The 3,123-nt window shown below is 59.0% G+C and carries 4 protein-coding genes; 2 read left to right on the top strand and 2 right to left on the bottom strand.

Annotated features, from left to right (window positions below; genetic code table 11):
* Window positions 1–155: 155 nt before the first annotated feature.
* Window positions 156–329 carry a hypothetical protein gene (locus PGX04_RS08585; RefSeq protein WP_273738122.1) on the bottom strand — a complete coding sequence of 58 codons (174 nt, stop codon included), beginning with the start codon at window positions 327–329 and terminating at the stop codon, window positions 156–158.
* An 870-nt stretch (window positions 330–1,199) separates the two neighbouring features.
* Here PGX04_RS08585 and PGX04_RS08580 point away from each other — a divergent pair.
* The gene (locus PGX04_RS08580) at window positions 1,200–2,132 is read left to right on the top strand and encodes a replication factor A (RefSeq protein ID WP_098724623.1); all 933 of its coding nucleotides are present in this window, start codon (window positions 1,200–1,202) and stop codon (window positions 2,130–2,132) included.
* A gap of 1 nt (window position 2,133) precedes the next feature.
* Window positions 2,134–2,784 carry an RPA family protein gene (locus PGX04_RS08575; RefSeq protein WP_273738121.1) on the top strand — a complete coding sequence of 217 codons (651 nt, stop codon included), beginning with the start codon at window positions 2,134–2,136 and terminating at the stop codon, window positions 2,782–2,784.
* 52 nt (window positions 2,785–2,836) lie between these two features.
* Here PGX04_RS08575 and PGX04_RS08570 read toward each other — a convergent pair.
* On the bottom strand, window positions 2,837–3,123 hold a 287-nt coding region (locus tag PGX04_RS08570; RefSeq protein WP_377042381.1), incomplete at its 5' end, for an alpha/beta hydrolase.

Below are 3,123 nucleotides of genomic sequence, written 5' to 3'. Positions count from 1 at the left end.
ATCCCGTCCGACGAGGTCCGCCCGCCGCTGGTCGCCGTCGACGACGCGGGTACCGAAGCGATCGGCGACGCGCTCGAGGCCGCGCTCGCGGTCGGCGAGCAGTAGCAAGAGTGGGTGTGTCGTAGAACTGCGTGGCCGGGAAAGAAGGAGTCTGCTCAGCAGTAGTAGACCCAGAAGGTGTGTTCATTCGAACACTCGAGTTCCGTGTGATCACCGAACGCAGCGACGTACGGGCTGATTTTCAGTTCCACGTCACCTTCCGGGACTGGAATGGTACTGTGCTCTCCGCACTGTGGACACGCGACTTCTCGAGTTTCTTGTACTTGCATCGGCGCTGATCACGTATTATACGTCACGAATGATAATGAACTACACCTCACACTACTTGATAGGTTCGCAGTCACTATCTCAGTTGTACTTAGCAAACTCTGTTGTCCTCAAAGTCCAGTTTTGACCCTACAGAATATGGGAGATTGAGATATTCGTTTAGAAATTAGCCCTGACCTCGCTTAAAGCGTCCTCAAGGTCCGGGTTTGCGGAGGGGGACATCGTAACTGGCCGGGGACGTAGCAAGATATTCGCTAGATTTTCCCTCCAATTGCTCAAGAGCGGCGTTAGTCGTCTATGATATACTTGGGAACCATCTTTGTTTTACTCGGATATGAGCTATAGTTCTAATCACTTTATTAGAAGCAGCTCATCCACCTCTGTCAAAAGATACTTAAATTTCGGCCGTTAATTTCTCTAATATATGGTATTATATGGGCTGATGCCAACGATAAATGTAGGGATTATCCTCCCAATCACGCTTTTGATCTCGGTTCTCAGTTTGTACCTGTTTTTTTACAGAGACAACAGAGACCTTGGACTCGTAGCGTCAATCACAGTATTCTTATTGCTAAGTATATACATGTATCTCAAGACCAACTACATTATCTCGGTGATACTGCTTCTAACAGCATTTTTCACAGCCTTATCCCATATTTATAGCTAAAAAGTATAATAAGAGGCGCTTCTATAAGCCTGGGAAAATTGGGTTGATATATACGAAATTATACTTACCATCACAACAACTATCGACGCCCGCTTGCGGTTTCTTTCGCCGATATTCACTTCCGCTTCGGTGGCGGTACTTTAAATACTATCGGGCGCGAACGGACGTATGCCTCCCAGTGAAACCAAAGAGGAGGCGAGAAACAATGAGCGACGTACGACAACACGCGGACGACATACACGAGCAGTTTTCGGACCACCTCGACGACGTGAGCGTCGAGGACGTCGAAGAGCGCCTGACCACGCTCGTCGACGAATACAAAGTTCCGATCGACGAGGCGCGCCGGAGCGTCACCAACCACTACCTCGAGGAGGCCGGCCTCGAGCGCGAGGATATCTCGAGCGGCGACAGCGAGGAGGCCAACGTCGAGGACGTCGACGAACCCGAGGAGTGGATCGACCTGACGGCCAAGGTCATCGAACTCTGGGATCCCCGCAGCGACTCGGTCGCACAGGTCGGCCTGCTCGGCGATCCGACGGGGACGATCAAGTTCACCAAGTGGGCCAAGTCCGACCTCCCGGCGCTCGAGGAGGGCGGCGTCTACGAGCTTCGCAACGTCGTCACCGACGAGTACCAGGGTCGGTACTCGGTCAAACTCAACTCGACGACGGTGATCGAGGAGCTCGACGACGACCTCGAGGTCGGCAACGACACCAGCGAGATCGAGGGCGCACTGGTCGACATGCAAAGCGGCAGCGGCCTCATCAAGCGCTGCCCGGAGGAGGACTGCACGCGCGTCCTCCAGAACGGCCGCTGTAACGAACACGGCGAGGGCGAAGGCGAGTTCGACCTCCGCATCAAGGCCGTCGTCGACGACGGCATCGACGCCCACGAGGTCATCTTCGACAAGGACGCCACCGAGGACCTGACGGGGCTGAGCCTCGAGGAGGCCAAGGACATGGCGATGGACGCGCTCGACACGACCGTCGTCGCCGACGAGATCAGGGACGATATCGTCGGCACCTACTACCGCATCGAGGGGCCGACGTTCGGCCGCTACGTCCTGGCCGACGACGTCGAGGAACTCGACGGGCCGGTGGATGCAGAGGAACTGCTGATCAAAGCGAGGTCGATGTAATATGAGCCAGTCAGAACTCACTCGCGAAGTCGCCCGCCGCGTCTTCGCCTCCGAATTCAACGACTCGACGTACACCTTCAAAGAGAGCGACGACGAGCGCGCACCCAACTACGCGCTGCTCCCGACGGGCGACCGCGCCAACCGCGTGTTCGTGGTCGGCACCCTCACCGAGACCGAGGACGTCGGCGACGAGAGCGAGTACTGGCGCGGCCGGGTCGTCGACCCGACGGGGACGTTCTTCGTCTACGCCGGGCAGTACCAGCCCGAGGCCGCCTCGGTCCTGCGGGACACGGAGCCGCCGGCCTACGTCTCCATCGTCGGCAAACCCCGCACCTACGAGACCGACGACGGCACCGTCAACGTCTCCCTGCGGCCCGAGTCCATCTCGATCGTCGACGACGCGACCCGCGACCGCTGGGTCGTCGAAGCCGCCGAACTCACCCTCGATCGCATCGACGCCTTCGAGGAGTGGGAAGCCGAGCAGGAAGCGCCGGAAAGCGGCTCGACCGCGCCGACGAACGAGTACGCCGAGATGGCCCGCGAACGATACGACTCCCCCGTCGTCAACTATCGCAACGACGTGATCCAGGCCCTCGAGAGCCTCGATACCGTCGACGAAGCGGACGCTGACGACCCGGAAGCGACGGTCTGACGCGGCCGGTTCGGTTCTTTGTTTTTCGCCCGATAGCGGTTGCCGCGCCGAGCTAGAGCGTTTCCTCGAGCATCGCACCGATCGCGTCGAACTCGTCGTCGGTGACTTCGTGGCCAGTCTCGGGATAGCACCGCTCGTCGACCGCGGCGTCCGCCCGCTCGAACAGCCGGACCGTCTCAGCGACGTGCTCGGGGCCCACATGCGGGTCGTCTTCGCCGTAGCCGACGAGGATCGGCGTTTCCTCGAGCGAGCCGGCGATGGCGCTCGAACCGATCTCCTCGGTCGTGCCGGGGAGCGAACCCGAGAGGACGGCGAGGCCGCCGTAGCGCTGCGGGTTGC

The organism is Natrinema soli (genome assembly GCF_028618695.1).
This window is presented reverse-complemented; position numbering and strand designations above follow the sequence as displayed.